The following is a 23,108-nucleotide window of genomic DNA, read 5'->3' on the forward strand; positions in this document are numbered from 1 at the left end:
CGGACGGGTCAGACCTTCAGCGTTCTGATCGACGTCGGCGCGTGCTCCGGCTCGGTGGCGATCTCCTCGAACTCCACGACGTTTCCTATGTCGTTGGTGCCGCTCATCGAGATGTTGGTGACGCGTTCCAGGATCGCCTCCACGACGACCGGCACCTGGAACTCCGCGGCGAGTTTCCCGGCCTGCTCGAAGGCGGCGCTCAGCTCGGCCGGGTCCGTCACCCGGATCGCCTTGCAGCCGAGCCCCTCGGCGACCTTGACGTGGTCGACGCCGTAGACGCCCAGCTCGGGCGAGTTGATGTTCTCGAACTCCAGCTTGACCTGGAAGTCGATGTCGAACGCCCGCTGGGCCTGACGGATGAGGCCCAGGTAGGAGTTGTTGACGAGGACGTGGACGTACGGGATCTTGTGCTGCGCGCCGACCGCCAGCTCCTCGATCATGAACTGGAAGTCGTAGTCCCCGGAGAGGGCGACGACCTGCGCCTGCGGGTCGGCCTTCGCCACACCCAGCGCCGCCGGGATCGTCCAGCCGAGGGGGCCCGCCTGGCCGCAGTTGATCCAGTGGCGCGGTCGGTAGACGTGCAGCATCTGCGCGCCGGCGATCTGCGAGAGGCCGATGGTCGTGACGTAACGGGTTCCCGGGCCGAAGGCCTTGTTCATCTCCTCGTAGACGCGCTGCGGCTTGATGGGGATGTCGTCGAAGTGCGTACGGCGCTGGAGGGTCGCCTTCTTCTCCTGCGCGGCGGCCGCCCATGCGGAGCGGTCGGGAAGCGTGCCCGCCGCCTTTCAACTCCCCTGCCACCGCGACGAAGAGCTCCAGTGCCGCCTTCGCGTCCGAGGCGATCCCGTAGTCCGGGGCGAAGATCCGGCCGATCTGGGTGGGCTCGACGTCGACGTGGACGAAGGTGCGGCCCTTCGTGTAGACGTCGACGCGGCCGGTGTGGCGGTTGGCCCAGCGGTTGCCGATGCCGAGGACGAAGTCGGACTCCAGGAAGGTCGCGTTGCCGTAGCGGTGCGAGGTCTGCAGGCCGACCATGCCGGCGTGCAGCTCATGGTCGTCGGGGATCGCACCCCAGCCCATCAGCGTCGGGATGACCGGAGTCCCCGTCAACTCGGCGAATTCCACGAGGAGTTCGGTGGCGTCGGCCGTGATGACGCCACCGCCCGCGACGATCAGCGGACGCTCGGCGGCGTTCAGCATCCGGATCGCCTTCTCGACCTGTGCGCGGGTCGCGGCCGGCTTGTACACGGGCAGCGGCTCGTATGTGTCCGGGTCGAACTCGATCTCCGTCTGCTGGACGTCGACCGGCAGGTCGATCAGGACCGGGCCCGGCCGGCCGGAGCGCATGAGGTGGAAGGCCTGCTGGAAGACTCCGGGGACCTGGGCGGCCTCCAGGACGGTCACCGCCATCTTCGTCACCGGCCCCGCGATGGAGGCGATGTCGACGGCCTGGAAGTCCTCCTTGTGGAGCACGCCGGTCGGGGCCTGCCCCGTGATGCACAGGATGGGGATCGAGTCGCCGAGGGCGGAGTACAGCCCGGTGATCATGTCGGTGCCGGCCGGCCCGGAGGTGCCGACGCAGACGCCGATGTTGCCCGCGCGGGCGCGGGTGTAGCCCTCGGCCATGTGCGAGGCGCCCTCGACATGGCGGGCGAGTGTGTGGTTGATGCCGCCGGAGGCCCTCAGTGCCGCGTAGAAGGGGTTGATCGCCGCGCCGGGAACACCGAACGCACTGGTGACGCCCTCACGCTTGAGGATCTCGACTGCCGCGCGGGCAGCGGTCATACGAGCCATGGAGTACTCCTGCTTCGCCTGCTTCAGCTGGTTCAGCTGGTTCAGCTGGTTCAGCTGGTTCAGCTGTCGGATTCCGCTCTCCCGTCGCGCCCCGCGGTGAGCCCTGCCGTTTCCGCGATGATTTCGCGGGCCAGTTTCCATATTGCGGAAACTACTTTCTACTATCTGGAAGTAATCTAAGTGGGTGCGCGAAGGTCGTCAAGAGACGGACAAGCGGGGGCCGAAGGAGGACGATGGGGGCCATGCCCGAGAGCGTGCCGGTGCGCTGCCCGGCCTGTCGGCGCGAGCGCCTCTACACCGCGCCGTCCTACCCGTGTGCGTGCGGTTCCCCCGTCACGCCGGTGCTCGACCGGCGGACGGCGCCGACGGCCGTCGCGCACCGGGCGTGGGACGACGAGTGGATCGCCTTGCGGTGCCGCGCCTGCGGCCGCCGTGACCAGTTCCCCCGCCCGGAGTTCGGCTGCGCCTGCGGAACAGTGCTGCGGATCCCGGTGACCGCCCCGCCCGCCGAGCCGAAGCCCGAGACACCGACGCCCCCGTCGGCCCCGGCACAGGCATCGGAGGCGGAAGCGGCACAGCCACCCGAACCCGCGTCCGCACCCGTGCCGACGGCACGACGGCCCGCCTTCCGGCCCGTCGCCATCCGCACCGCGCTCGACGCGGTCACGGCCACCGCCCTGTACCTGAACTGGCTCGGGCACGAGGGCATACGGCGGGCCGACCAGCGGCCCACCTGCGGCATCGGCCTGGCCGCCCGCGGGCTCCTGGCCCAGGTCGACCCGAGCGCGCGCCCGGCCTCACCGCGGGACGTGGAGTGTCTGTGGCTGACAGCCATGACGGAGTCCGCGGACTGCGTCTACTTCTCCCTCGCCGGATACGACGCCGACGCCCGCGCCCGCGCCGACCAGCTGCATGTCCCGCTCTTCGTGCTGGACCTCACGGGCACTCCGCAGCCGGTCAACGCGATCGCCGACGCCCTCGACGCCCGAGGCGGCAACCGCCGGCCGGAGCGGTAACCGCCAACGACCGTCTCTCTCAGGCGGTTCGATACTTCTCCCGCAGTTCGATCTTGCGCACCTTCCCGGAGACGGTCATCGGGAAGGCGTCCAGGATCTGCAGCCTGCTCGGGATCTTGTAGTGCGCCAGCCGGCCCTCGCAGTACGTGCGCAGTTCCTCCAGGGTCAGGGGGTCCGCCGCGTCGTGCGGGATCACACACGCGAGGACCTCCTCGCCGTACCTCTCCTGCGGGACGCCGACGACCTGGACGTCCCTGATCTTCGGGTGGGCGTAGAGGAACTCCTCGATCTCGCGCGGGTAGATGTTCTCCCCGCCGCGGATGATCATGTCCTTGATGCGGCCGACGATCTCGACGTAACCGTCTTCGCGCATCACCGCCAGGTCCCCGGTGTGCATCCAGCGTCCCGCGTCGATCGACTCGGCGCTCTTCTCGGGCTCGTTCCAGTAACCGAGCATCACGCTGTAGCCGCGGGTGCACAACTCCCCCGAGACGCCCCGGGGTTGAGTGACCCCGCTCACCGGGTCGATGACCTTCACCTCGATGTGCGGCAGGACGCGGCCGACGGTGTTGGTGCGGTGCTCCAGGTCGTCGTCGCGGCGGGTCTGGGTGGAGACGGGCGAGGTCTCGGTCATGCCGTAACAGATCGACACCTCCGCCATGTTCATCTCGGCGACGACCCGCTTCATCACCTCGACCGGGCAGGGCGAGCCCGCCATGATGCCGGTGCGCAGCGAGGAGAGGTCGTAGGTCGCGAAGTCGGGCAGGTTCAGCTCCGCGATGAACATCGTCGGGACGCCGTACAGCGATGTGCACCGCTCCTGCTGGACCGCCTGCAGCGTGGCCTTCGGGTCGAACGACGGAGCCGGGATGACGATGCAGGCGCCGTGCGAGGTGGCCGCGAGGTTTCCCATCACCATGCCGAAACAGTGGTAGAAGGGCACCGGGACGCAGATCCGGTCCTGCTCGCTGTAAGCGATCAACTCGCCGACGAAGTAACCGTTGTTGAGAATGTTGTGATGGGAGAGGGTGGCACCCTTGGGGAAGCCCGTCGTGCCCGAGGTGTACTGGATGTTGATGGGGTCGTCGCAGGACAACTCCTGTGCCCGGAGGGCGAGTTCCGCGCGCAGTTCGAGCGTGCCGCGCGCGATGAGCGCCGCCCAGCTCGGATCCCCGATGTAAACGGTCTCCCGCAGTTTCGGGCAGTTGCGGCGCACCTGCTCGACCATCGCCCGGTAGTCGCTCGTCTTGTGGGTGAGCGAGGCGAACAGCACCGAGATTCCGGCCTGGTTGAGGACGTACTCGACCTCGTGGGTGCGGTAGGCCGGGTTGATGTTCACCATGATCGCGCCGATGCGGGCGGTGGCGTACTGGACCAGTGCCCACTCGGCGCAGTTGACCGCCCAGATGCCCACCCGGTCGCCCTTGGCGACCCCGCTCGCGAGCAGCGCGCAGGCCAGCCGGTCGACGTCCGCCACGAATGCGGCGTACGTCCAGCGCCGCCCGGACGCCATGTCGACCAGCGCCTCACGGTCCGGCCAGCGCTCCGCCGTCCGGTCCAGATCGGCCCCGATGGTGTCCCCGAGCAGCGCGGTGGCGCTCGTCCCGTGCGCGTACGAAAAACCCGACGCCCGCCCCGACGGCTGCGGGGACGTCTGGGGGGACGACGACCCGCTCACCGGAAGTCCTCCTCGCGGTACTCCGCCGTCGAGCCCGCGGCCGTCGCCTCGCGCAGCTCGATCCGGCGGATCTTGCCGCTGACGGTCTTGGGCAGCGGCGCGAACTCCAGGCGGCGGACCCGCTTGTAGGCGGCGAGGACCTGGCGGGAGTGCTCGAACAGCACCTTCGCGGTGTCGGGGCCCGGTTCCCAGCCCTCGGCGAGGACGACGTACGCCTTGGGCACGGCGAGGCGCAGCTCGTCCGGGGCGGGGACGACGGCGGCCTCGGCGACCGCCTCGTGCTCCAGCAGCGCGCTCTCCAGCTCGAAGGGGCTGATCTTGTAGTCGGAGGCCTTGAAGACGTCGTCGGCCCGCCCGACATAGGTGAGGTAACCGTTCTCGTCGCGGTTGCCGATGTCACCGGTGCGGTAGTAGCCGCCTGCCATCGCCTCCGCCGTACGGTCGGCGTCGCCGTGGTAACCGGCCATCAGGCCGACCGGCCGGGCCGACAGATCGAGCGCGATCTCGCCCTCCTGCGCGCCCGGCGCGCCGGACACCGGGTCCAGGAGCTCCACCCGGTAGCCGGGGCTGGGCCGGCCCATGGAGCCGGTCTTCAGTTCCTGTCCGGGGCTGTTGGCGATCTGCACGGCCGTCTCGGTCTGGCCGAAGCCGTCCCGGACGGTCACCCCCCAGGCGCGGCGTACCTGGTCGATGACCTCGGGGTTGAGGGGCTCGCCCGCGGCCACGGCCTCGCGGGGCGGGATCCGCAGTTGGGTGAGGTCGGCCTGGATGAGCATGCGCCAGACGGTGGGCGGCGCGCAGAAGGTCGTCACGCCCGCCCGGTCCATCTCCGCCATCAGCCGGGCGGGGTCGAAGCGGGTGTAGTTGTGGATGAAAACGGTTGCTTCGGCGTTCCACGGGGCGAAGAGGTTGGACCAGGCGTGCTTGGCCCAGCCGGGCGAGGAGATGTTGAGGTGGACGTCGCCGGGCTTGAGCCCGATCCAGTACATCGTCGCCAGGTGCCCGACCGGGTACGAGGTGTGGGTGTGCTCCACCAGCTTGGGGCGGGCGGTCGTCCCGGAGGTGAAGTAGAGCATCAGCGGATCGTCGGCGAGGGTGGGGCCGTCGGGGGTGAAGCCGGCCGGGGCGGTGTAGGCGTCCTCGTACGGCTGCCAGCCCTCGGGTGCGCCACCGACCGCGATGCGCGAGTAGCGGCCCGGGACGTCGTCGAACTTGCCGGTGTCCGTGGACCGCACGAGGACGTGGCGGACCCGGCCGCGTTCGACGCGGTCGGCCAGGTCGGCGGGGCCGAGCAGCGGGGTGGCCGGGATGACGACGGCGCGCAGTTTCATCGCGGCCAGCGCCGTCTCCCACAGTTCGGCCTGGTTGCCGAGCATGACGAGGATCCGGTCCTCGGCGGCGACTCCGCGGCCGCGCAGCCAGTTCGCGATCCGGTCGGAGCGTTCCGACAGCTCGGCGAAGGTGAGACGCGTTTCGGAACCGTCTTCCTCCACGATGTGCAGGGCGGTGCGGTCGTTGCCGTCGGCGATGACGTCGAACCAGTCGAGGGCCCAGTTGAAGTGCTCGGGGCGGGGCCACTCGAAACGCTCGTAAGCGGTTGTGTAGTCCTCGCGGTGTGCCAGCAGGAAGTCGCGGGCTCTGCGGAAACGCCCCGTCGCCGTCGTCATCTGTCCTCCTTGCTCTGTCGGTCGTTCACCGCGGAAACGCTTCTCCGGTGCGCCTTGGCGGTTCACTCCCGTGGTGCCGGACCATTGCCGGGCGGCTCTCTGCCATCGTGTAATCCGTGGTGCAGGTCTCACTACCCCCGAACGGGGGTGTGCGGTACCAGGCCGCACGGAAAGGGCGAGAACGTGGCAGCAGACGCGGCCGGAACGGTGGAGATGCGCGGGGCGCTCGCGCGGCTGCGGCGCGCGACGGGGCTGCCGGTCGCCTTCGGCGGCCTGGTCGAGCCGGGGCGCCTGCAGATGCGGATCAGTGAGTTCAGCGGCGCGCGGGGTCTCGCGCTGCGCGGACTGGCGGTGACCTCGGGCAACGGTCTCGGCGGCAAGGCCGTCGCGCTGGCCCGTCCGTGCGCGGTGAGCGACTACTCCCTCTCCCGGCAGATCAGCCACGAGTACGACGCGGCCGTCGCCGAGGAGGGGCTGCGTTCGGTGCTGGCGATCCCGGTGATCGTGCGGCGCCGGGTGCGCGGGGTGCTGTACGGCGCCCTGCGCACGGCGCAGCCGCTGGGCGACCGCACGCTGACCGCGGCCGTGCAGGTGGCGCGGGATGTGGAGCAGGCGCTGGTGGTCGGGGACCAGGCGCGCGAGCTGCTGACGGCGGCCCGGCCGGGCGGCGCGGGCGGCACGGCGGGACCGGGCGGCGGCCGGCAGGCCGGTCCGGGGGCCGATGCGGGGGCCGGTGCGGCGGCCAATGCGGGGGCCGGCTGGGAGCAGGTGCGCGAGGCGCACGCGGCCCTGCGCGCCCTGGCTCCGCGGATCACCGACCCGATGCTGCGCGCCGAGCTCCTCGACGCCTGCGGGCTGCTCACCTCCGGCAGCGGCGACGCTGAGCAGGTCACGCTCGCCGCGCGCGAGCTGGACGTGCTGGCCTGCGTGGCGGCGGGGGCGACGAACGCGGCGACGGCCGAGCGGCTGGGGCTGCGCCCGGAGACCGTCAAGGGGTATCTCAGGTCGGCGATGCGCAGGCTGGGCGCGCACACCCGGGGAGAGGCGGTGGTCCTGGCCCGCAGGGCGGGTCTGCTGCCGTAGCGGGGGCGCGCAACACGGCTGTAGCGCGGACCGTGCAGGATGCCGGGGAGCAGCGATCACATCAAGCCAGGGAGGTGCCTCACGACAAGAGACCATTCACGCGCAGCCGTAATGAATTTCCCCATGCGTCACTTTGTTATATCCCTCACCACGCCGCGCCTCCGAATTTCAAAGAGTCGTTGCCTAGAATTTGGCCAGGACACGACACTCGGAGGGGAGCGGTGACCGTGCGACGGGAGTTCAAGGAGCCTGCCAGATGCCGCCCCGACCTGGTCATCGGCAGGGAGGAGCTGTTCACGGCCGCCCGTGAGCAGCTGACTCGCGGCGGCAGTGTGCTGCTGCACGGCCCCGCCGGAATAGGAAAGTCGACCGTGCTGCGGGCATTGGCCGCGGATTACGGCGAGGCGGCGCGCACCGTGCTGCGCTGCTCGGCGACCGAGTCCGAATCCCACCTCCCGTTCCTGGCCTTGGCCGATCTCTTCGGGTTGGTCCTCGACGAGATCTCGGACAGGCTGCCCGCCGCCCAGCGCACGGCGCTGGAGTCGGCGCTCACCGGCCGAGGCGAGTCGACGCTGCAACGTGACGGTCTCGCCCTGCGTCTGGCCGTGCTGTCCGCCCTGCGCGCCCTGGCCGCCGCGGGCCCCGTACTGCTCGTCGCCGACGACCTCCAGTGGCTGGACTCGGCCAGCGCCGAACTCCTCGGCTTCGCCGCCCGCCGCCTCGGCGACACCCCCGTCCAACTGCTGTGCGCGGTGCGGACGGAGGGCCAGGAGTACGACCGTCATCTACGCGCGTCCCCGCCCGACACCCTCGCCGTCCGGCTGAACCCCCTCTCCCGTGCCCAGGTCTCCGCGCTGCTCGACCATCGCGGCTACACCGACCTGCCCCGCTCGACGGTCCGCGAGGTCCACCGCACCAGCGGCGGCAACCCCCTGTTCGCGCTGGAGCTCGGCCGCGCCCTCGGCGAGAACCCGACCCCGCCCCGCCCGGGCGAGCCGCTGCCGGTGCCGACCTCGCTGCGCGCCCTGGTGCTCAGCCGTCTCGACATGCTCTCCGACGAAGCCCGCCGCACCCTGCTCGTGGCCAGCGCCGGAGCCCGCCCCACGCTGGCTCTGCTGCACGCGGCCGGCCGGGAGAACGCCGAGGCCGAGACCGCGCAGGCCGCGGCGCTCGGGCTGCTGGCGACGGAGCCGGAGGGTCCGGCCGTACGGTTCGCGCATCCGCTGATCTCGGCCGCGCTGTATGCGGAGGCGCCCGCGCAGGAACGCCGGGCCGCACACGCCGCGCTGTCCACGGCCGCCTCCGACCCGATCGAGCGGGCCCGCAACCTCGCCCTGGCCACCACCGGGACCGACCCGGAGGTGGCCGCCCGGCTCGCCGAGGCGGCGGCCCTGGCCCGGGACCGGGGTGCGCCGTCGGTCGCCGCCTCGCTCGGGCTGCTGGCCGCCCGGCACACCCCGCCGGACGGCATCCCCGCCCCGGACGACCGGCGGTTGCAGGCCGCCGAGGACGCCATCACGGCCGGCGAGGTGGATCTCGCCCGGGACATCGCGCGCGAGGTGCTGACCCGGGCGACCGTGCCCGCCGAGCGGATCCGGGCCTGGGAAGTGGTGATCGAGGCCGCCGGGCAGTCCCTCGGCGAGGTCGACGCGGTCTTCCCGCAGGCCCTCGCCGACGCCGGCGACGACCCGCGGCTGCTCGCCCTGGTCCACTACCGGCTGGCCTGGCGCAAGCTGATCGTCGAGGGCGACTTCGCAGAGGCCCGGCAGGAGGCCGCGCACACGGCGGAGCTGGCCGCACGCGGCGGCGACCGGCGCACCGAGCTGATGGCGCTGTCCTTCCAGGGGCACACCGAGGCCCTGATGGGCCATCCGAACGCCCCCGCCACCATCAAGCGGGCCCTGAAGGAGCCTCAGGACCCCTATGTGGCCTGCCATCACAACGGGGTCGGCGCGGCCCGGTTCCGCTGGCTGCTGATGAGCGACCAGTTGCCCGAGGCCCGGTCGACCATCACCGCGCTGCTGCGCGAGGTGCGCCGGCGCGGCATGGTCGAGAGCGAGGTGCACTTCCAGCGTTTCCTCGCCGAGACCGAACTGCGCTCCGGGCACTGCGGGCGCGCCCTGGACCTGGCCCGCGAGAGCCTCAAGCTGGCCCGCGACTCCGGCATCGGCCTGGGCGCCTCCGCGATGCTCGCCTCCCTCGCCGAGGCCTCCGGCGGTGACGTCGACCGGGCGCTGGCGCTGGCCCGGGAGGCGGCGGAGCACGCCGAGGAGGACGGCGACCAGATGTACGTCTCCCGCGCCCTGGCCGCCCTCGGCCACGCCCAGTTGGTGGCCGGGGACGCGGCGGGCGCGGTCGGCTCGCTGCGCCGGGTGCGGGAGCTGGAGCAGGGCCTGGGCATCACCGATCCGGCGCGGGGCCGCTGGCAGGGCGACCTCGCCGAGGCGCTGGTGCGGGTCGGCGAGCCGGGCGAGGCGCAGGACGTCATCGACGTGACGCGCGAGCACGCGCTGCGGCTGGGCCGGGAGAGCGTGCTGGCGGTGCTGGACCGGTCGGAGGCGCTGGTGCGGGCGGCGCTCGGCGACCACGAGGCGGCGCTGTCCCGGCTGACGTCGGTGCAGGACCGGCTCGCCAAACTGGGGTACGGCCTGGAGGAGGGGCGGGCGGCGTTCGCGCTGGCCCGGCTGCGCACCCTGCGGCCGGGGACGGTCCCGGGACCGACGTCGTACGACGAGGCGGCGCGGCTGTTCCGGCGGTGCCGGGCGCTGCCCTGGCTGCGTCAGGTGGACACGGCCGCGGCGGAGGGGCAGGCGCAGCCGGTCGCCGTCGCCCAGCAATCGCCCGCGTCCGACGCGCTGGAGGGCCTGGCCTCGATGGAGCGTCAGGTCGCGGCGCTCGTCATGGAGGGCGCGACCAACCGGGAGATCGCGGCGCGTCTGTTCATCAGCGTCAAGACGGTCGAGGCGACCCTGACCCGGGTCTACCGCAAGCTGGGGATCCGTTCCCGGGTGGACATCGTCCGACTGGCGGCAGGGCGTCACGCGAAGTGAGGAATCCGCGGGTCAACCGCCCCTGAGGGGCTATCTACCCTTAGTGGGTTTCTCCTGGGTGTCCGCCCCGCGCGGCGGGTTCCCTCAAGCGGCCCCATCGGCGGCGACTGTGGGTTCCCTGGGCGACCGAGGGTTTTCCCTGCCCCAACTCCCCTAGGGGGTTCCCTCATTGGGACGAGCGGGTTCCGGGTCCTAGCGTAAGGGACGTGCCGCTCGCCCGGGCACACGGGGGTCGGTCCCGCGACCCCCGTGCTCACCCCCACACCCGCGCGACCCCCCACCGGCCATCTCCACCGAGGAGTTCCATGTTCGGGCTCAACCGCGCCAAGAAGACCGCCGCCGTCCTCGCAGCGACCGCTGCCGCGGCAGCGACCGCACTGCTCAGCGCCCCCACCGCTGTCGCAGCGCCCCAGCCGATCGTCGGCGGCACGACGACCACGACCACGACGTACCCGTTCATGATGCAGATCACGGACGCCTCGCAGAACCAGTTCTGCGGCGGCACCCTCGTCTCGGCGACCAAGGTGGTCACGGCCGCCCACTGTATGGTCGGCGAGACCACGAGCAGCGTGCGCGTCGTCGGTGGGCGCACGTACCTCAACGGCACGAACGGCACTGCCAGCCGGGTGAGCAAGATCTGGATCAACCCGGACTACACGGACGCCACCAACGGCGACGACGTGGCCGTCCTGACCCTGTCGACGGCGATGCCGTACACCACGGCGTCGTATGTCTCCTCGTCCCAGACCGGCGTGTACGCGGCCGGCACCACGGCCCGCATCATCGGCTGGGGCACCACCTCGGAGAACGGCAGCTCCTCCAACCAGCTGCGGACCGCGACCGTCCCGATCGTGTCCGACACCAGCTGTGCGAGCTCCTACGGTTCGGACTACGTCAAGTCCGACATGGTTTGCGCCGGATACACCTCCGGCGGCACAGACACCTGCCAGGGCGACAGCGGCGGTCCCCTGCTCATCGGGGGCGTCCTGGCAGGGATCACTTCTTGGGGCGAGGGCTGCGCGGAGGCCGGTTACCCGGGTGTGTACACCCGGCTGACCACCTTCTCCAGCCTGGTGACGGCGCAGGTCAACTCGTAGTCACCGGGTTGCCCCCAAGAACCTCCTGAGTACTCCTCAGGGAAAGACCGGGGGGCGCTGCGAGCCTCCACGAGCGGCCCGCAGCGCCCCCTATCCAAGCCCTCACCTCTCACCGGTGGGGGCTTCGGCCTGTTCGGGGTCGTCCCCGACCGGGACGTCCCCCTTCGCGTCAGGGGCGTACGACGGTGGCGAACCGGATGTCGTGCGGCCCGCCCGGGTGCATCGCGGACAGCATCCGCTCGCCCTCTTCTGTCACCTCGTCCCGCTGGGTCTTGGTGAGCCGGCCGAAGGGCTCGATGACGAGCGCGTCCTGCTCCAGTTTCCACAGGCCCGCCAGGAAGCCGTCGACGAGGAGCGTGCAGTAGGCCTGGTTGCCCTGCCAGCTGCGGCCCCAGTACTCGGGCGGGACGACTCGGGTGCGGTCGGCGTGGGAGAGGAGGAGGTTGTCGAACTCGGGGAGGAAGCGCGGCGGGGCCGGGACCTGGGGGTCCGGGCGGGGGGCGTCGGGGAGGTCGAAGAGTTCCACGCCGTGCTCGTCGCGGAAGGTGAGCAGGTGGGGGCGGAGGCGTTCGAAGGGCTCTCGCAGTCGGGTCAGACCGGCCCAGGTCTGCATGTCCTTGACGGAGGCCGGGCCGAAGGCGGCCAGGTAGCGCAGGACGACGGCGTCCGGCGTGGGGGTCGGTGCGGCGAGCCGGCCGAGCCAGTGTTCGGCGGTGGTCAGCGCGACCTGCCCGCTCCTGTCCCACAGCCCGCGCGGGGTGACCTGGACGAGGGGCAGCCGGCACCGGGCGGCGACGGCGAGGGACTGGGGGTCGGCGTCCGGCCACTCCACGGAGAGGGCTTCGCGCAGTTGCTTCATGGTGCGCGGTTCGGTCTCGACGAGGTCGCGGGCGAGGACGGCGAGCCGGTCGAGGTCGACGCCGGCCAGGCCCTTGCGGAAGTACGTCAGCTCACGGTCGCGGGCAGGCTGGACGAACGGCCGCAGGGTCAGACAGTCATCGGCGGTGTGGGCGTGGATGGTGGAGCGCATGCTGACGATGCGGACGACCTCGCGGCCGGCCATCGGCGTCGACAGCTTCTCCGGGACGAAGCCGTCGAGGCGGGCCGCGAGCGCGTAGTACGGCGGCTTGACGTTCTGCGCCTGAAGTCCGAGCAGGTGTTCGATGGCGGCCCCGGCCGACAGCGACGAGGGACGCAGCAACAGCTGTCGGTCGAGGGTGGCGCGGTTGAGGGCGCGGGCGCCGAGCACGGGGGCCGCCGGGGACGTCGTCTTCGTCATGCAGGGCAAGTTAACGGGGAATGAGGACAGTTGCTGTCCTCAAGGCACCCGAGCCGGGTCGCGCTGGGGATGTCCCCCTGCCGGTCCTGGGGTGTGCCGGATCGTGCCCTCGTCGGCGGCGAAACTATCGTGCGCTCATGACGTCCAATCCGCGAAAGCACCTCACCATGGCACTCGGGGTCGCCGTGCTGCTCGCCGCCGAGGTGACCACCGCCGTCGCCCAGCCCGCCGGCCCCTCCCCCGCCCAGCAGTTGGGCGTCACCGGCGACGGCAGCCGAAGCGCCGTGGTCTCCATGTCCGAGGCACGCGGCGACGCGAGGTGAGTCGGCCGACGCAGGGCACGCTGCATCACATCGAGCTGTGGGTGCCGGACCTCGACCGCGCCGTCACGTCGTTCGGCTGGCTGCTGGAGGCGTTGGGGCACACCCTCTTCCAGAGCTGGAGCGGTGGGCGCAGTTGGCGGCTCGGGGCGACCTATCTGGTCATCGAGCAGTCCCCGGCCCTCACCGCCGAACAGCACGACCGGTGCCGCCCGGGGCTGAACCATCTGGCGTTCCACGTCGACGACATCGCCGTGGTCGAGAGGCTGGCTGCCGAGGCCGCGCAGCACGGCTGGCGCCTGATGTTCCCCGAGCGGCACCCCTACGCCGGCGGCCGACAGCACTGCGCCGCCTACCTGGAGAACGAGGACGGGTTCGAGGTCGAACTCGTCGCGAGTCCAGGACGTGCTGCCGGGGGGCTGTGGTAGCTTGCCGAGGCCAGTCGTACCCATGTGCGTATCCGTACGTGCGCGGGTCAGGGAATCCGGTGCGACTCCGGAGCTGACGCGCAGCGGTAAGGGCGACGGGCGGGGCACTGGCCACTGGAGCGTGATCGCGGTCCGGGAAGGCGCCTCGTCCGGGTGACCCCGAGTCCGAAGACCTGCTGGCGGCCCCCGACGCCGGAAGACCGCCGGGGGAGCACCGTACGACCGGGCTTCGCGCCAGAGCCCTCGACGCCGAAGGAAGTTCCGTGCCGTTCGCACGCCCCGTCCGTCCTGCCGTCCTCCTCCTGTCAGCCGCCCTGCTGCTGACCGGCTGCGGCGGCTCCCCCGCCCCGTCGGGCTCGTCCGACTCGGCGGGATCGGCGTCGGCCGGCTCCGCCGGCCGTCCGGTCACGCTCGACAACTGCGGTCAGCGGGTCCACGTGGACGGTCCTCCGCGGCGGGCGGTCTCCCTCAACCAGGGCACGACCGAGATCATGCTCTCGCTCGGGCTGGCCGACCGTATGGCGGGCACCGCCACCTGGACCGACCCGGTGGCGAAGGGGCTGGAGAAAGCCAACGCGACGGTGCAGCGGCTGGCCGACAACGCCCCCTCGTTCGAGTCGGTCCTGGACACCGAACCCGACTTCGTCACCGCGTCGTTCGCCTCCACTCTCGGTGAGGGCGGCGTCGCCACCCGCGAGCAGTTCGCGAAGGTGGGCGTGCCCACGTACCTCTCCCCCTCCGACTGCGTCGGCAAGGACAACGCCGGCGACGGCGACGGCTCGCGCACCGAGCCGCTGACCATGGACGCGGTCTACGGCGAAGTCACCGACCTGGCCAGGATCTTCGGTGTCGAGGAGCGCGGCACGAAACTGGTCGCAGCTCTGAAGTCCCGTGTGGAGAAGGCCACTTCGGGGCTCCATGCGCAGAACGTCAGCCTCCTGTACTGGTTCGCCGACTCCCGGTCCCCGTATCTGGCGGGCTGCTGCGGCGCGCCCGGCGTCATCACCCGTGAACTCGGCGCGAGGAACGCCTTCGACGACACCCACGAGGAGTGGCCTCAGGTCAACTGGGAGACGGTCGCCGACCGGGACCCCGACGTCCTCGTCATCGGCGATCTGAGCCGCAGGCAGCAGACGGCCGAGACCGCCGCGAAGAAGATCGCGTTCCTGGAGTCCGACCCGGTCACGAAGAACATGACCGCCGTGAAGAAGAAGCGGTACGTGCTGCTGCCCGGGCAGGCCATGAACCCGACGGTCCGGACCGTCGAGGGCGTGGAGAAGGTGGCGGCTGCGCTGCGCGCGTACGGCTTCGGGGGATGAGCGACGTCCTGTCGGCGGCAACCCCGGCCGCGGTCCGCGGGCTGCGTCGCGTGGCGCTGTGGACGGCCGGCCTCGCACTGCTGTGCGGGTCGGTCGCGGTGGCGATCACCATCGGCCCGGCCGACATCGCGGTCGGTGACGTGTGGGCGACGGTGGCGGCCCATCTCGGCTGGGGGCAGGCGGAGTTGACGCCGATCCGGGACGGGATCGTGTGGAATCTGCGGCTGCCGCGGACACTGCTGGCCGCCGTGTGCGGAGCCGGCCTCGCCGTGTGCGGCGCGGTGATGCAGTCCCTGCTGCGCAATCCGCTCGCCGACCCCTTCGTCCTCGGCGTGTCGTCCGGGGCCTCGACCGGCGCGGTCGCGGTCGTCGTACTCGGCGTGGGCGGCGGTGTCCTGTCGGTCTCCGGGGGCGCGTTCCTGGGCGCGGCGCTCTCGTTCGCGCTGGTGCTGCTGCTCAGTCACACCCTCGGCGGCACCACGGACCGGGTGGTCCTCGCCGGCGTGGCCGCCATGCAGTTGTTCTCCGCGCTCACCTCGTTCATCGTGATGACGGCCGCCGACGCGGAGACCACGCGCGGGGTGCTGTTCTGGCTGCTCGGCTCGCTCGGCGGGGCCGGCTGGAACGATGTGGGCGTGGGTCTGGCGGCGCTGGTGGTGACGCTTCTGGTGTGCGCCGGGTACGCCACGACACTGGACGCGTTCGCGTTCGGGCAGGACGCCGCCGCGTCCCTGGGCGTGCATGTGGCACGCACCCGGCTGGTCCTGCTGTGCACCACCGCCCTGCTGACGGCCACCCTGGTCAGCTCGGCGGGGGCGATCGGCTTCGTCGGCCTGGTCCTCCCGCACGCCGCCCGCGCGTTGACCGGCCCCGGGCACACCCGGCTGCTGCCGGCCACCGCGCTGGCCGGGGCGGTGTTCCTGGTGTGGGTGGACACGCTCGCCCGCACCGCCCTGGACCCGCAGGAGGTGCCGGTGGGCGTGGTGACCTCGCTGATCGGCGTCCCGGCGTTCGTCCTCGTGCTGTACCGGACCAGGAGTACACGATGACGAGCACCGCGGACGGCGGCGGCGAGGGACTCGGCGACGGCAGCGGGCTGCGCGCCGAGCGGATCACGCGCACGGCCGGCGACGCCCTCGTCCTGGACGGCGTCAGCATCGCCCCCCGCCCCGCAACCGTCACCGGTCTGCTCGGCCCGAACGGCTCCGGCAAGTCGACGCTGCTGCGCCTGCTGGCCGGAGTGATCGCGCCGGCCTCCGGCGTCGTCACCCTCGACGGTCACCGGCTGGATCGGGTGGGGCGCCGTACGGTCGCCCGGCGGGTCGCCGTCGTCGAGCAACAGGCCGACACCCAGGTCTCGTTGAGCGTCCTCGACGTCGTACGCCTCGGCCGGATACCGCACCGCCGGGCGTGGGCCCCTGCCTCGCCCGAGGACGAGGAGGCCGTGCGCCGCGCGCTGGAGCGCACTGCCCTGGCCGACAAGGCCCACCGCCCCTGGCACACCCTCTCCGGCGGCGAACGCCAGCGTGTCCAGATCGCCCGGGCCCTCGCCCAGCAGCCGCGGGAGCTGCTGCTGGACGAACCCACCAACCACCTGGACATCCAGCACCAGTTGGGCCTGCTGACGCTGATCCGGGAACTCCGCCTCACCACGGTCGTCGCCCTGCACGACCTGAACCTGGCCTCGATGTACTGCGATCGGGTCGTCGTCCTGCGGCAGGGGCGTGTGGTGGCCGCCGGCAGCCCGCAGGACGTCCTCACCGAGACACTCGTCGCCGATGTGTACGGCGTACGCGCCACCGTCACCCGCACCGGCCCCGACGACCGCCCGCACATACGGTTTCTGGGCCCACGGTGAGCGCACACGAGGACCATGCCAGTACTACGCAAGGACCACGCCAGGACCACGCCGTGACAGGACCAAGAGGAGCCGCCCAGTGACCAGTCGTGTCACCTTCGTCTCGCCCGCGACGAACGCGTCGCTGCGTCAGGCCCGCTTCGACGACGGGGGTCCGATCGACGCCACCGGGCAGGCCCGGGCCCGGGGCGCGGCCGGAACCCTGCCCGCCGCCGCGCGGGTCGTCACTTCTCCGAGCGTGCGCTGCCGGGAGACGGCGGCCGCGCTCGGTCTCGACGCGGGGCGGTCGGCGGAGCCGGCCGAGCTCGCGGGGCTGGACATGGGGCGCTGGCGGGGTCTGACGCTCGCCGAGGTCGGCGCCGGTGAGCCGGCGGCGGTGGCCCGCTGGCTCGCCGATCCCGCGTCCGCACCCCATGGCGGGGAGTCCGTCGAGGAGTTGTGCGGGCGGGTGCGGCGCTGGCTGGAGGCGGCCCAGGACGCGGGCGGCCGTACGCTCGCCGTCGTCGAACCGGAGGTCGTACGAGCCGTGGTGGTCCAGGTGCTGGGGGCGCCCCCTGCGGCCTTCTGGCGGGTCGACGTGCCGCCGCTGACGGCCACCACGATCAGTGGACGAAGCGGCCGCTGGAACCTGCGGATCGGCCATCCGCTGGACCCGTCCGAGCCGCACACCGACGGCTCATGACGAGAAACCCGAGAGGGCCCGCGGACACTTCCGCGGGCCCTCTCGGGGTGTTGAACCGTGGTGTCGCACCATGCTGTTGAACCGGGTGTGGGACCTGTCAGTGCGGGGCGGCCGCCGCCGAGCCCGCGGACACGCCGGCCGGTTTCGGGTGCAGCAGTCGCTCGGCCAGTTCACCGAAGACCAGGCCGAAGCCGGCCCACAACGTGACCTGCATCGCGAGGGCGGAGAGCCGGAACCGCCACAGCAGCGTGGCCGGGAAGTCCTCCGGGACCTCGTTGACGACGGGCAGGAACTCGTACGCCAGCCCGATGACCAGCACGAAACCGAGGACGGCGACGACGGTGGCGTTCCAGTTGCCCAGCTTCGGCGCGAGCCGCTTGCCCACGATCACGGCGGCGACCGCGAGAAGCACACTGAGCACCATCATCAGGAAGTACAGGGTGGTGCGCTTGCCGATGGTGTCCGCGTCGCCGACGGACGGCGGGTTGGCCGGATACTTCAGGAACGGGACGACGTACACGGCGAGCAGAGCGGTGCCCGACAGCAGCAGCGCCGTGGCCCGGGGGCCGAAGCGGCCGACGCGGCCGAGTGCGAAGCAGTAGGCGAGGGCGGCGATACCGCCGAACGCCACCCCGTAGAGGAGCACACCCGTGGCCAAGCCCGCGGTGGACTGCAGGCTGCGGGAGACGAGTTCGACCTCGTGCTCGTGACCGGCGGCGTGGGACTCCTCGAAGCCGATGGCGCTGTCGACGTACGGTTCGCCGAGGAAATAGGCGACGATCAGGGCGAGCACGCCGGCGCCGAGGCCGGCGAGCATGCCCCGCACGAGCAGGTTTCTTACCGTTGCGGAGTTCATCGGGGTTGCGGCGTCCCTCAGGTCAGTGGCAGGGGAAGCCGAGGAGGTGGCGGGCGTCGTGCACCCACTCGTGGACGTTCTCGCCGGAGACGACGGAGGTGGCGCCCTGCTCGGCGCCGACGAAGTACAGCAGGACCAGCATCAGGACGCCGAAGAAGACGGCCCACGGGGCGATGTCCTTCAGCGGCAGCTTTGCGGGCACGACGGGGTTGTTGACGGTCGGCTGGGCGACATGCTGAGCCATGGCAGGGCCTCCTCTGGGAGTTCGCGTCCCATCTCGGTGGTGCACAGGACGACGGTCCCGGGTCTGACTCGCGATGCGCCCCATGACGAGAGAGGGCGCATCGACCACAGTGGCGCGACCGTGCCGGATTCCCACCGGCTTCCGTGATGCCGTCGTCGATATCAGAGCGACGGTACCGTGTGTCGGGTTCATGGCCAATAGCGCCCCACCTGGCGTGATCGCGCTCTCGCCCGCCAAGTGGCCCGCATCACGGGCCCGTACAGCCGCGGACCACCGGTTTCACCCCTGCCCATCGGCTTCACGCCTGCCCGGAAGCCGCCCGCCGCAGCCGGAAGCACACCGGGGCCTGAGCGCACGCCGTCCGGTCGGCGGCTATCGCGTCGCCTCGGCCGGCGTGAGGAGCACGAAGTCCGCCTTCGACGGGTCGAGGCAGACGGCCAGTCGGCCCACGCCCTCCGCGTCCGCCGGCCCCATCTGCACGCTGCCGCCGTTCCCGTTGACCTCGGCGACCGCCGCGTCGCAGTCGGCGACGGCGAAGACCGGGTGCCAGTACGGCCGCCCGTGCGCGAGGGCGAGGTCCTCTTTCGCGACCTCCATGAGGCCGCCCTGCATGCGCTCCTCGGGCTGACCGGCGGGCGTGATGAGGGTGTACGTGCCCCCGCCGCCCGGCAGTTCCATGTCGCCGAACTGCCAGCCGAAGACACCGGCGTAGAACTCCTTGGCGGCCCCTGCGTCGCTCGTGTACAGCTCCGTCCAGGACAACGAGCCCGGCTTGTCCGCCAGTTCGAAGCCCGAGTCCTTCCCCGGCTGCCAGACGGCGAACTGGCCGCCCAGCGGGTCGTTGAACTGCGCCATCCGGCCCCAGTCCTCGAGGTCACGCGTCGGCACCCGCACCGTGCCGCCGCCGCGCTCCACGGCCTGGCTCGTGGCGTCCGCGTCGGTGACGGTGAAGTAGATCATCCAGGCCGAGCGCGCGCCCTCCTCGGTCAGTTTGCCGAGCCCGGCGACGGTCTTGCCGTCCTTGCGGAACATCCCGCCCTGCATCTCCTCCCCCTCGCCCCCCATGGGCTCGTACTCCCAGCCCAGCACCGCGCCGTAGAAGTCCGCGGCGGCCCGGACGTCGGGGGCGCCGAGGTCGATCCAGCAGGGGGAGCCGGGGGTGAGGTCGGTGGTGATCACGGCGATTCCCTTTCGCAGGTCGCAGGTCCTGTCACCTCAGCCTGACATCCGGCACTGACAATCGCGCGTCGGCAAAAGCGGCTCCGGATTGCTGTGACTGGTCGAGATAGTTTTCACATGGTCGCGATATCTGTCACGTGGCTTCGCGGGGGTAGTCCGCCTGGAGCAGAGCGCGGAAGGCCAGATCATCGGTGGCGTAGACACCGACCGCACGGTACTGCCGGACTCACGCGTGCCCGCCACTGCCAAACACGCGGCCACGCTCGTCGCCGACGGCCAGGGCGGGCTCGCCGACCTCGGCAAAGGGACGGTCACCGAGGATTCGATTTTCAGCGATCTTCTGGACGGTGGGAGCAGAGTAGGAGAAGCTGCGGGTATCGCCTGGTATGAGCAGGCAACAAACCCCTCTCCTAGCGAAGTTGAGACTCATGCCCGCGACAGTCCCCCTGGCACCCCTGCCCCCTGCCGTTGCTGAACTGGCAGCACAGCACGAACTGGGTGCGCTGACCGCCACCTTCAGGCCCCAGCGGTTCGGGGTGATCGTGAAGTCGTCGTTCTACCTGACGCTCGCGGTACTTTTCTTCCTCTTTGTGGTGCCGGCCGTGGTCTTCTACTACGTATCGCTACGCCGCTATCCGGACTTCAACCGCCGACAGGGGGCAAAGCGGCTGCACCTGTTCGAGCACGGCATGATCGCCGACCAGGAGACCGGTGCGGGCACGGTGGCCGTGCGGTGGGACCGGGTCCGGCTCTACGAGGAGCAGGTGCAAAAGATCATCAACGGCATACCGGGACCGATCCTGCACACCTGCGTGGCGACGACCCCGGGGGCGAGCGTGACAGTCACCAACTTCTACCAGGACGCCGGCACCTGGGCCCCGGCCATGCAAAGAGCGGTACTGCGGGCCCAAGGCACCACGGTGCAGGAGGCGTTCCTGGCCGGCGAAGTCCTGGACTTTGGCGAGTTCGACCTCTCCACCGCCGGCATCGCGCACCGGAAGCAGCTGCTGCCCTGGACCCAGGTGGAGCAGGTCAAGCTCGGCGGCGGCGCTGTCGCCGTGATGAAGACCGGCGAATCGGCCTTCTGGGCCCGCGCCATGGCCAAGAGCGTCCCGAATCTGCAGGTGTTCCTGGCCATGGTGGACAAGTACCGCAGCTCGTGAGCATTCTTCTCGCGCCGCTCAGCGGGAGAGCACCAGCACCGCCGCCGCGACGTCGAGGGCGAGCACCAAGGGGTCAGTGGGAGCCCGCGGTGAGGGTGCCAGCCGCGTCGGTGCGGCGCGGGTCTGGGCGGTTGCGGAGAGCGAGCAGGTGCGCGGCGAGCTGGTCCAGGCGGGGGTGGATCCCCAGTCGGCGTCCAGGCCGGGGAAGGCAGACGGGTTGCCGGTGCGCCACGGCCACTGGCTCATCAGCGCGGTGGTCGTACGAACCCGATCCGACTCGCCGACCCTGACACCGAAACCGCCCGAAGCCCGATCTTGGTGACAACAGTGAGCTGAGGTGACAGAAAGAACGACCAAACGGGGACAACTACAGCGACCAGAACTGCCCCAAACCCCAGGTCGGCTACCGCTCCGAGTGACAACTATCTCGACCAGTCACAATTGCGGCTCCGGATTTGTCAAAACCGAGGCAGTCAAGGGTCTGACAGTTTTCCTCGGGGGACGTGATCCGGTCGAACCGGCGCGATGCGCTGGTGGGCCCCGGTCCCGGGTGCCAGAGTCTGGGCCATGGCCATCGACGTCGCCGCACTCCGCGCCCACTTCCCCTCCCTCACCCACGGCCTCGCCTTCTTCGACGGACCGGGCGGGACCCAGACCCCCGCCGCCGTCGCCGAGGCCATCACCAGGACGCTGACCGGCCCCCTGTCCAACCGGGGTCTCGTCAGCCCGTCCGAACGCAACGCCGAACAGGCCGTCGCCGACTTCCGCGCCGCCTACGCCGACCTGCTCGGCGTCCCCGCGAGCAGCGTCGTGCACGGGCGCAGCGCCACCCAGCTCACCTACGACTTCTCCCGGCACCTGGCCAAGGACTGGCGGGTCGGCGACGAGATCGTCGTCAGCCGTCTGGATCACGACGCCAACGTGCGCCCCTGGATACAGGCGGCCGAGCTCGCCGGGGCCACGGTCCGCTGGATCGAGATCGACGCCGAAACCACGGAACTCGACCTCGACTCCTACGAGCGAGCGCTGTCGCCGCGGACGCGGCTGGTCGCGGTGACGGCGGCGTCGAACGTGCTGGGCACCAAGCCGCCCGTGCGCCGGATCGCCGACCGGGCCCACGAGGTGGGCGCCCTGCTGTACGTGGACGGGGTGCACTTCGCCGCGCACCATCTGGTGGACGTGCCCGCGCTGGGGGCGGACCTGTTCGTCTGCTCGCCGTACAAGTTCCTTGGACCGCACTGCGGTGTGCTCGCCGGATCCCCCGGCCTCCTCGAAGCACTGGAGCCGGACAAGCTGTTGCCGTCCACGAACGCGGTGCCGGAGCGCTTCGAGTTCGGGACGCTGCCCTACGAGATCCTGGCGGGCGCCACCGCCGCCGTGGACTTCCTGGCCGCCATGGACGCGACGCGGACCGCGGGGGCGTCGCGCCGGGAGCGGCTCACGCGGTCGCTGGCGTCGTTGCACGCGCACGAGAACGCGCTGCGCGCCCGGGTGGAGGACGGTCTGCGGGCGCTGGGCGACGCCGTCACCGTCCACTCGAAGGCGCCGGACCGCACCCCGACCGTCCTGATGACCCTGGAGGGCCGGGACGCGCGCGAGGCACAGGCACACCTGGCCGCCCGCGGGGTCCTCGCCCCGGCCGGATCCTTCTACGCCTACGAGCCGTTCACCGCGCTGAAGCTCCAGGACCCCGCGCTGCGGGTGGGACTCGCGCCCTACACCGACGACGAGGACGTCGACCGACTCCTCGACGGCCTCGCCTCGTTCCTCTGACCGCGGCCTCCGCCGACTTCCACCGGCTTCCACCGGCTTCCTCTCCCCGACCTGCGCCGTTTCCCAGACCTGCACCGTTCGTTTTCTTGAATCGTTCGTGTTTATGAAGTAGGTTCGGCCGCATGACAGCACCCCGTACACCGACCACCGCGGAGGAGCTGCGCGGTGTCGGCCTGCGGGTGACGGCCGCCCGTGTCGCTCTGCTCGAAACCGTCCGCAGCGGCGACCACCTCGACGTCGAGGCGATCGCCACGGGCGTGCGCGACCGCGTGGGCCACATCTCCCTGCAGGCCGTGTACGAAGCGCTGCACGCGTTGACCACGGCAGGACTGGTGCGCCGAATCGAGCCGCCGGGCAGCCCGGCCCGGTTCGAGGGGCGCGTCGGGGACAACCACCACCACCTCGTGTGCCGCTCGTGCGGCGTCGTCGTCGACGTCGACTGCGCGGTCGGCCACGCCCCCTGTCTGACCGCCGCCGACGACCGCGGTTTCTCGATAGACGAGGCCGAGGTCATCTACTGGGGCCTGTGCCCCGCCTGTTCCACCGCCGGCAGTACCTGAGCACCCGCAGCACCCGAGCGCTGCGGTACGTGAGCATGTGATCCGACCAGCCCAGAAGGATT

Annotated in this window: 21 protein-coding genes, 1 pseudogene and 1 riboswitch; of the genes and pseudogenes, 13 read left to right on the forward strand and 9 right to left on the reverse strand. The window is 71.3% G+C overall.

The window, feature by feature from the left end; genetic code table 11:
- Positions 1-8: 8 nt before the first annotated feature.
- Positions 9-1,794, reverse strand: a pseudogene (gene gcl, locus B5557_RS09860) (glyoxylate carboligase).
- Between the two features lie 242 nt (positions 1,795-2,036).
- On the opposite strand from gcl, the gene B5557_RS09865 reads away from it, so the two are divergent.
- Positions 2,037-2,810 carry a hypothetical protein gene (locus B5557_RS09865; RefSeq protein ID WP_443031341.1) on the forward strand — a complete coding sequence of 258 codons (774 nt, stop codon included), beginning with the start codon at positions 2,037-2,039 and terminating at the stop codon, positions 2,808-2,810.
- A 19-nt stretch (positions 2,811-2,829) separates the two neighbouring features.
- On the opposite strand, the gene B5557_RS09870 is transcribed toward B5557_RS09865, so the two are convergent.
- Positions 2,830-4,488, reverse strand: coding sequence for an AMP-binding protein (locus B5557_RS09870; protein ID WP_079658758.1), 1,659 nt, complete (start codon positions 4,486-4,488; stop codon positions 2,830-2,832).
- Entirely contained in the window at positions 4,485-6,155 is a 1,671-nt protein-coding gene (locus B5557_RS09875; protein ID WP_079658759.1) for an AMP-binding protein, read from the reverse strand. Before B5557_RS09875 ends, B5557_RS09870 begins: the two co-directional genes overlap by 4 nt.
- 183 nt (positions 6,156-6,338) lie before the next feature.
- On the opposite strand from B5557_RS09875, the gene B5557_RS09880 reads away from it, so the two are divergent.
- The 3 genes from B5557_RS09880 to B5557_RS09895 all read left to right on the forward strand — a co-directional run bounded on the left by B5557_RS09880 (position 6,339) and on the right by B5557_RS09895 (position 11,385).
- Complete coding sequence (locus tag B5557_RS09880) at positions 6,339-7,238, forward strand: helix-turn-helix transcriptional regulator (RefSeq protein WP_079658760.1); 900 nt, start codon at positions 6,339-6,341, stop codon at positions 7,236-7,238.
- A gap of 221 nt (positions 7,239-7,459) precedes the next feature.
- Positions 7,460-10,288, forward strand: coding sequence for a helix-turn-helix transcriptional regulator (locus B5557_RS09885; RefSeq protein WP_079658761.1), 2,829 nt, complete (start codon positions 7,460-7,462; stop codon positions 10,286-10,288).
- A gap of 305 nt (positions 10,289-10,593) precedes the next feature.
- The gene (locus B5557_RS09895) at positions 10,594-11,385 is read left to right on the forward strand and encodes a S1 family peptidase (protein ID WP_079658763.1); all 792 of its coding nucleotides are present in this window, start codon (positions 10,594-10,596) and stop codon (positions 11,383-11,385) included.
- Between the two features lie 169 nt (positions 11,386-11,554).
- On the opposite strand, the gene B5557_RS09900 is transcribed toward B5557_RS09895, so the two are convergent.
- The gene (locus tag B5557_RS09900) at positions 11,555-12,664 is read right to left on the reverse strand and encodes a winged helix DNA-binding domain-containing protein (RefSeq protein ID WP_079658764.1); all 1,110 of its coding nucleotides are present in this window, start codon (positions 12,662-12,664) and stop codon (positions 11,555-11,557) included.
- A gap of 137 nt (positions 12,665-12,801) precedes the next feature.
- On the opposite strand from B5557_RS09900, the gene B5557_RS09905 reads away from it, so the two are divergent.
- The 6 genes from B5557_RS09905 to B5557_RS09930 all read left to right on the forward strand — a co-directional run bounded on the left by B5557_RS09905 (position 12,802) and on the right by B5557_RS09930 (position 17,271).
- Positions 12,802-12,987, forward strand: coding sequence for a hypothetical protein (locus B5557_RS09905; protein ID WP_079658765.1), 186 nt, complete (start codon positions 12,802-12,804; stop codon positions 12,985-12,987).
- A complete protein-coding gene (locus tag B5557_RS09910) occupies positions 12,984-13,412 on the forward strand; it encodes a VOC family protein (protein WP_079658766.1) in 429 nt (142 codons plus the stop codon). The genes B5557_RS09905 and B5557_RS09910 overlap by 4 nt, the downstream gene beginning before the upstream one ends.
- 24 nt (positions 13,413-13,436) lie before the next feature.
- Positions 13,437-13,589, forward strand: a riboswitch (cobalamin riboswitch).
- 86 nt (positions 13,590-13,675) lie between these two features.
- Positions 13,676-14,731, forward strand: coding sequence for an ABC transporter substrate-binding protein (locus tag B5557_RS09915; RefSeq protein WP_079658767.1), 1,056 nt, complete (start codon positions 13,676-13,678; stop codon positions 14,729-14,731).
- Entirely contained in the window at positions 14,728-15,780 is a 1,053-nt protein-coding gene (locus B5557_RS09920; protein WP_079658768.1) for a FecCD family ABC transporter permease, read from the forward strand. The genes B5557_RS09915 and B5557_RS09920 overlap by 4 nt, the downstream gene beginning before the upstream one ends.
- On the forward strand, positions 15,777-16,589 hold the full coding sequence (locus B5557_RS09925; protein ID WP_079658769.1) for an ABC transporter ATP-binding protein: 813 nt from the start codon (positions 15,777-15,779) through the stop codon (positions 16,587-16,589). Before B5557_RS09920 ends, B5557_RS09925 begins: the two co-directional genes overlap by 4 nt.
- A gap of 79 nt (positions 16,590-16,668) precedes the next feature.
- Positions 16,669-17,271, forward strand: a complete 603-nt coding sequence (locus tag B5557_RS09930; protein ID WP_079658770.1) for a histidine phosphatase family protein — start codon at positions 16,669-16,671, stop codon at positions 17,269-17,271.
- Positions 17,272-17,368: 97 nt separating this feature from the next.
- Here B5557_RS09930 and B5557_RS09935 read toward each other — a convergent pair whose 3' ends face one another.
- The 4 genes from B5557_RS09935 to B5557_RS43600 all read right to left on the reverse strand — a co-directional run bounded on the left by B5557_RS09935 (position 17,369) and on the right by B5557_RS43600 (position 19,980).
- Complete coding sequence (locus tag B5557_RS09935; RefSeq protein ID WP_079658771.1) at positions 17,369-18,127, reverse strand: CbtA family protein; 759 nt, start codon at positions 18,125-18,127, stop codon at positions 17,369-17,371.
- A gap of 22 nt (positions 18,128-18,149) precedes the next feature.
- Entirely contained in the window at positions 18,150-18,371 is a 222-nt protein-coding gene (locus B5557_RS09940; protein WP_079658772.1) for a CbtB domain-containing protein, read from the reverse strand.
- A 372-nt stretch (positions 18,372-18,743) separates the two neighbouring features.
- Entirely contained in the window at positions 18,744-19,550 is an 807-nt protein-coding gene (locus B5557_RS09945) for a VOC family protein (protein WP_079658773.1), read from the reverse strand.
- A gap of 226 nt (positions 19,551-19,776) precedes the next feature.
- Positions 19,777-19,980: a hypothetical protein gene (locus B5557_RS43600; RefSeq protein WP_159424364.1), complete on the reverse strand. Its 204-nt coding sequence runs from the start codon at positions 19,978-19,980 to the stop codon at positions 19,777-19,779.
- Here B5557_RS43600 and B5557_RS09950 point away from each other — a divergent pair.
- On the forward strand, positions 19,979-20,713 hold the full coding sequence (locus B5557_RS09950) for a DUF6585 family protein (RefSeq protein WP_079658774.1): 735 nt from the start codon (positions 19,979-19,981) through the stop codon (positions 20,711-20,713). The genes B5557_RS43600 and B5557_RS09950 overlap by 2 nt on opposite strands.
- 18 nt (positions 20,714-20,731) lie before the next feature.
- On the opposite strand, the gene B5557_RS09955 is transcribed toward B5557_RS09950, so the two are convergent.
- Entirely contained in the window at positions 20,732-20,959 is a 228-nt protein-coding gene (locus B5557_RS09955) for a hypothetical protein (RefSeq protein WP_079658775.1), read from the reverse strand.
- Positions 20,960-21,280: 321 nt separating this feature from the next.
- On the opposite strand from B5557_RS09955, the gene B5557_RS09960 reads away from it, so the two are divergent.
- A complete protein-coding gene (locus tag B5557_RS09960) occupies positions 21,281-22,486 on the forward strand; it encodes a cysteine desulfurase-like protein (RefSeq protein ID WP_079664689.1) in 1,206 nt (401 codons plus the stop codon).
- A gap of 122 nt (positions 22,487-22,608) precedes the next feature.
- Positions 22,609-23,046: a Fur family transcriptional regulator gene (locus tag B5557_RS09965; RefSeq protein WP_079658776.1), complete on the forward strand. Its 438-nt coding sequence runs from the start codon at positions 22,609-22,611 to the stop codon at positions 23,044-23,046.
- The last annotated feature ends 62 nt before the right edge of the window (positions 23,047-23,108 follow it).

This window comes from Streptomyces sp. 3214.6 (genome assembly GCF_900129855.1).
Classification (GTDB): Bacteria; Actinomycetota; Actinomycetes; order Streptomycetales; family Streptomycetaceae; genus Streptomyces; species Streptomyces soliscabiei.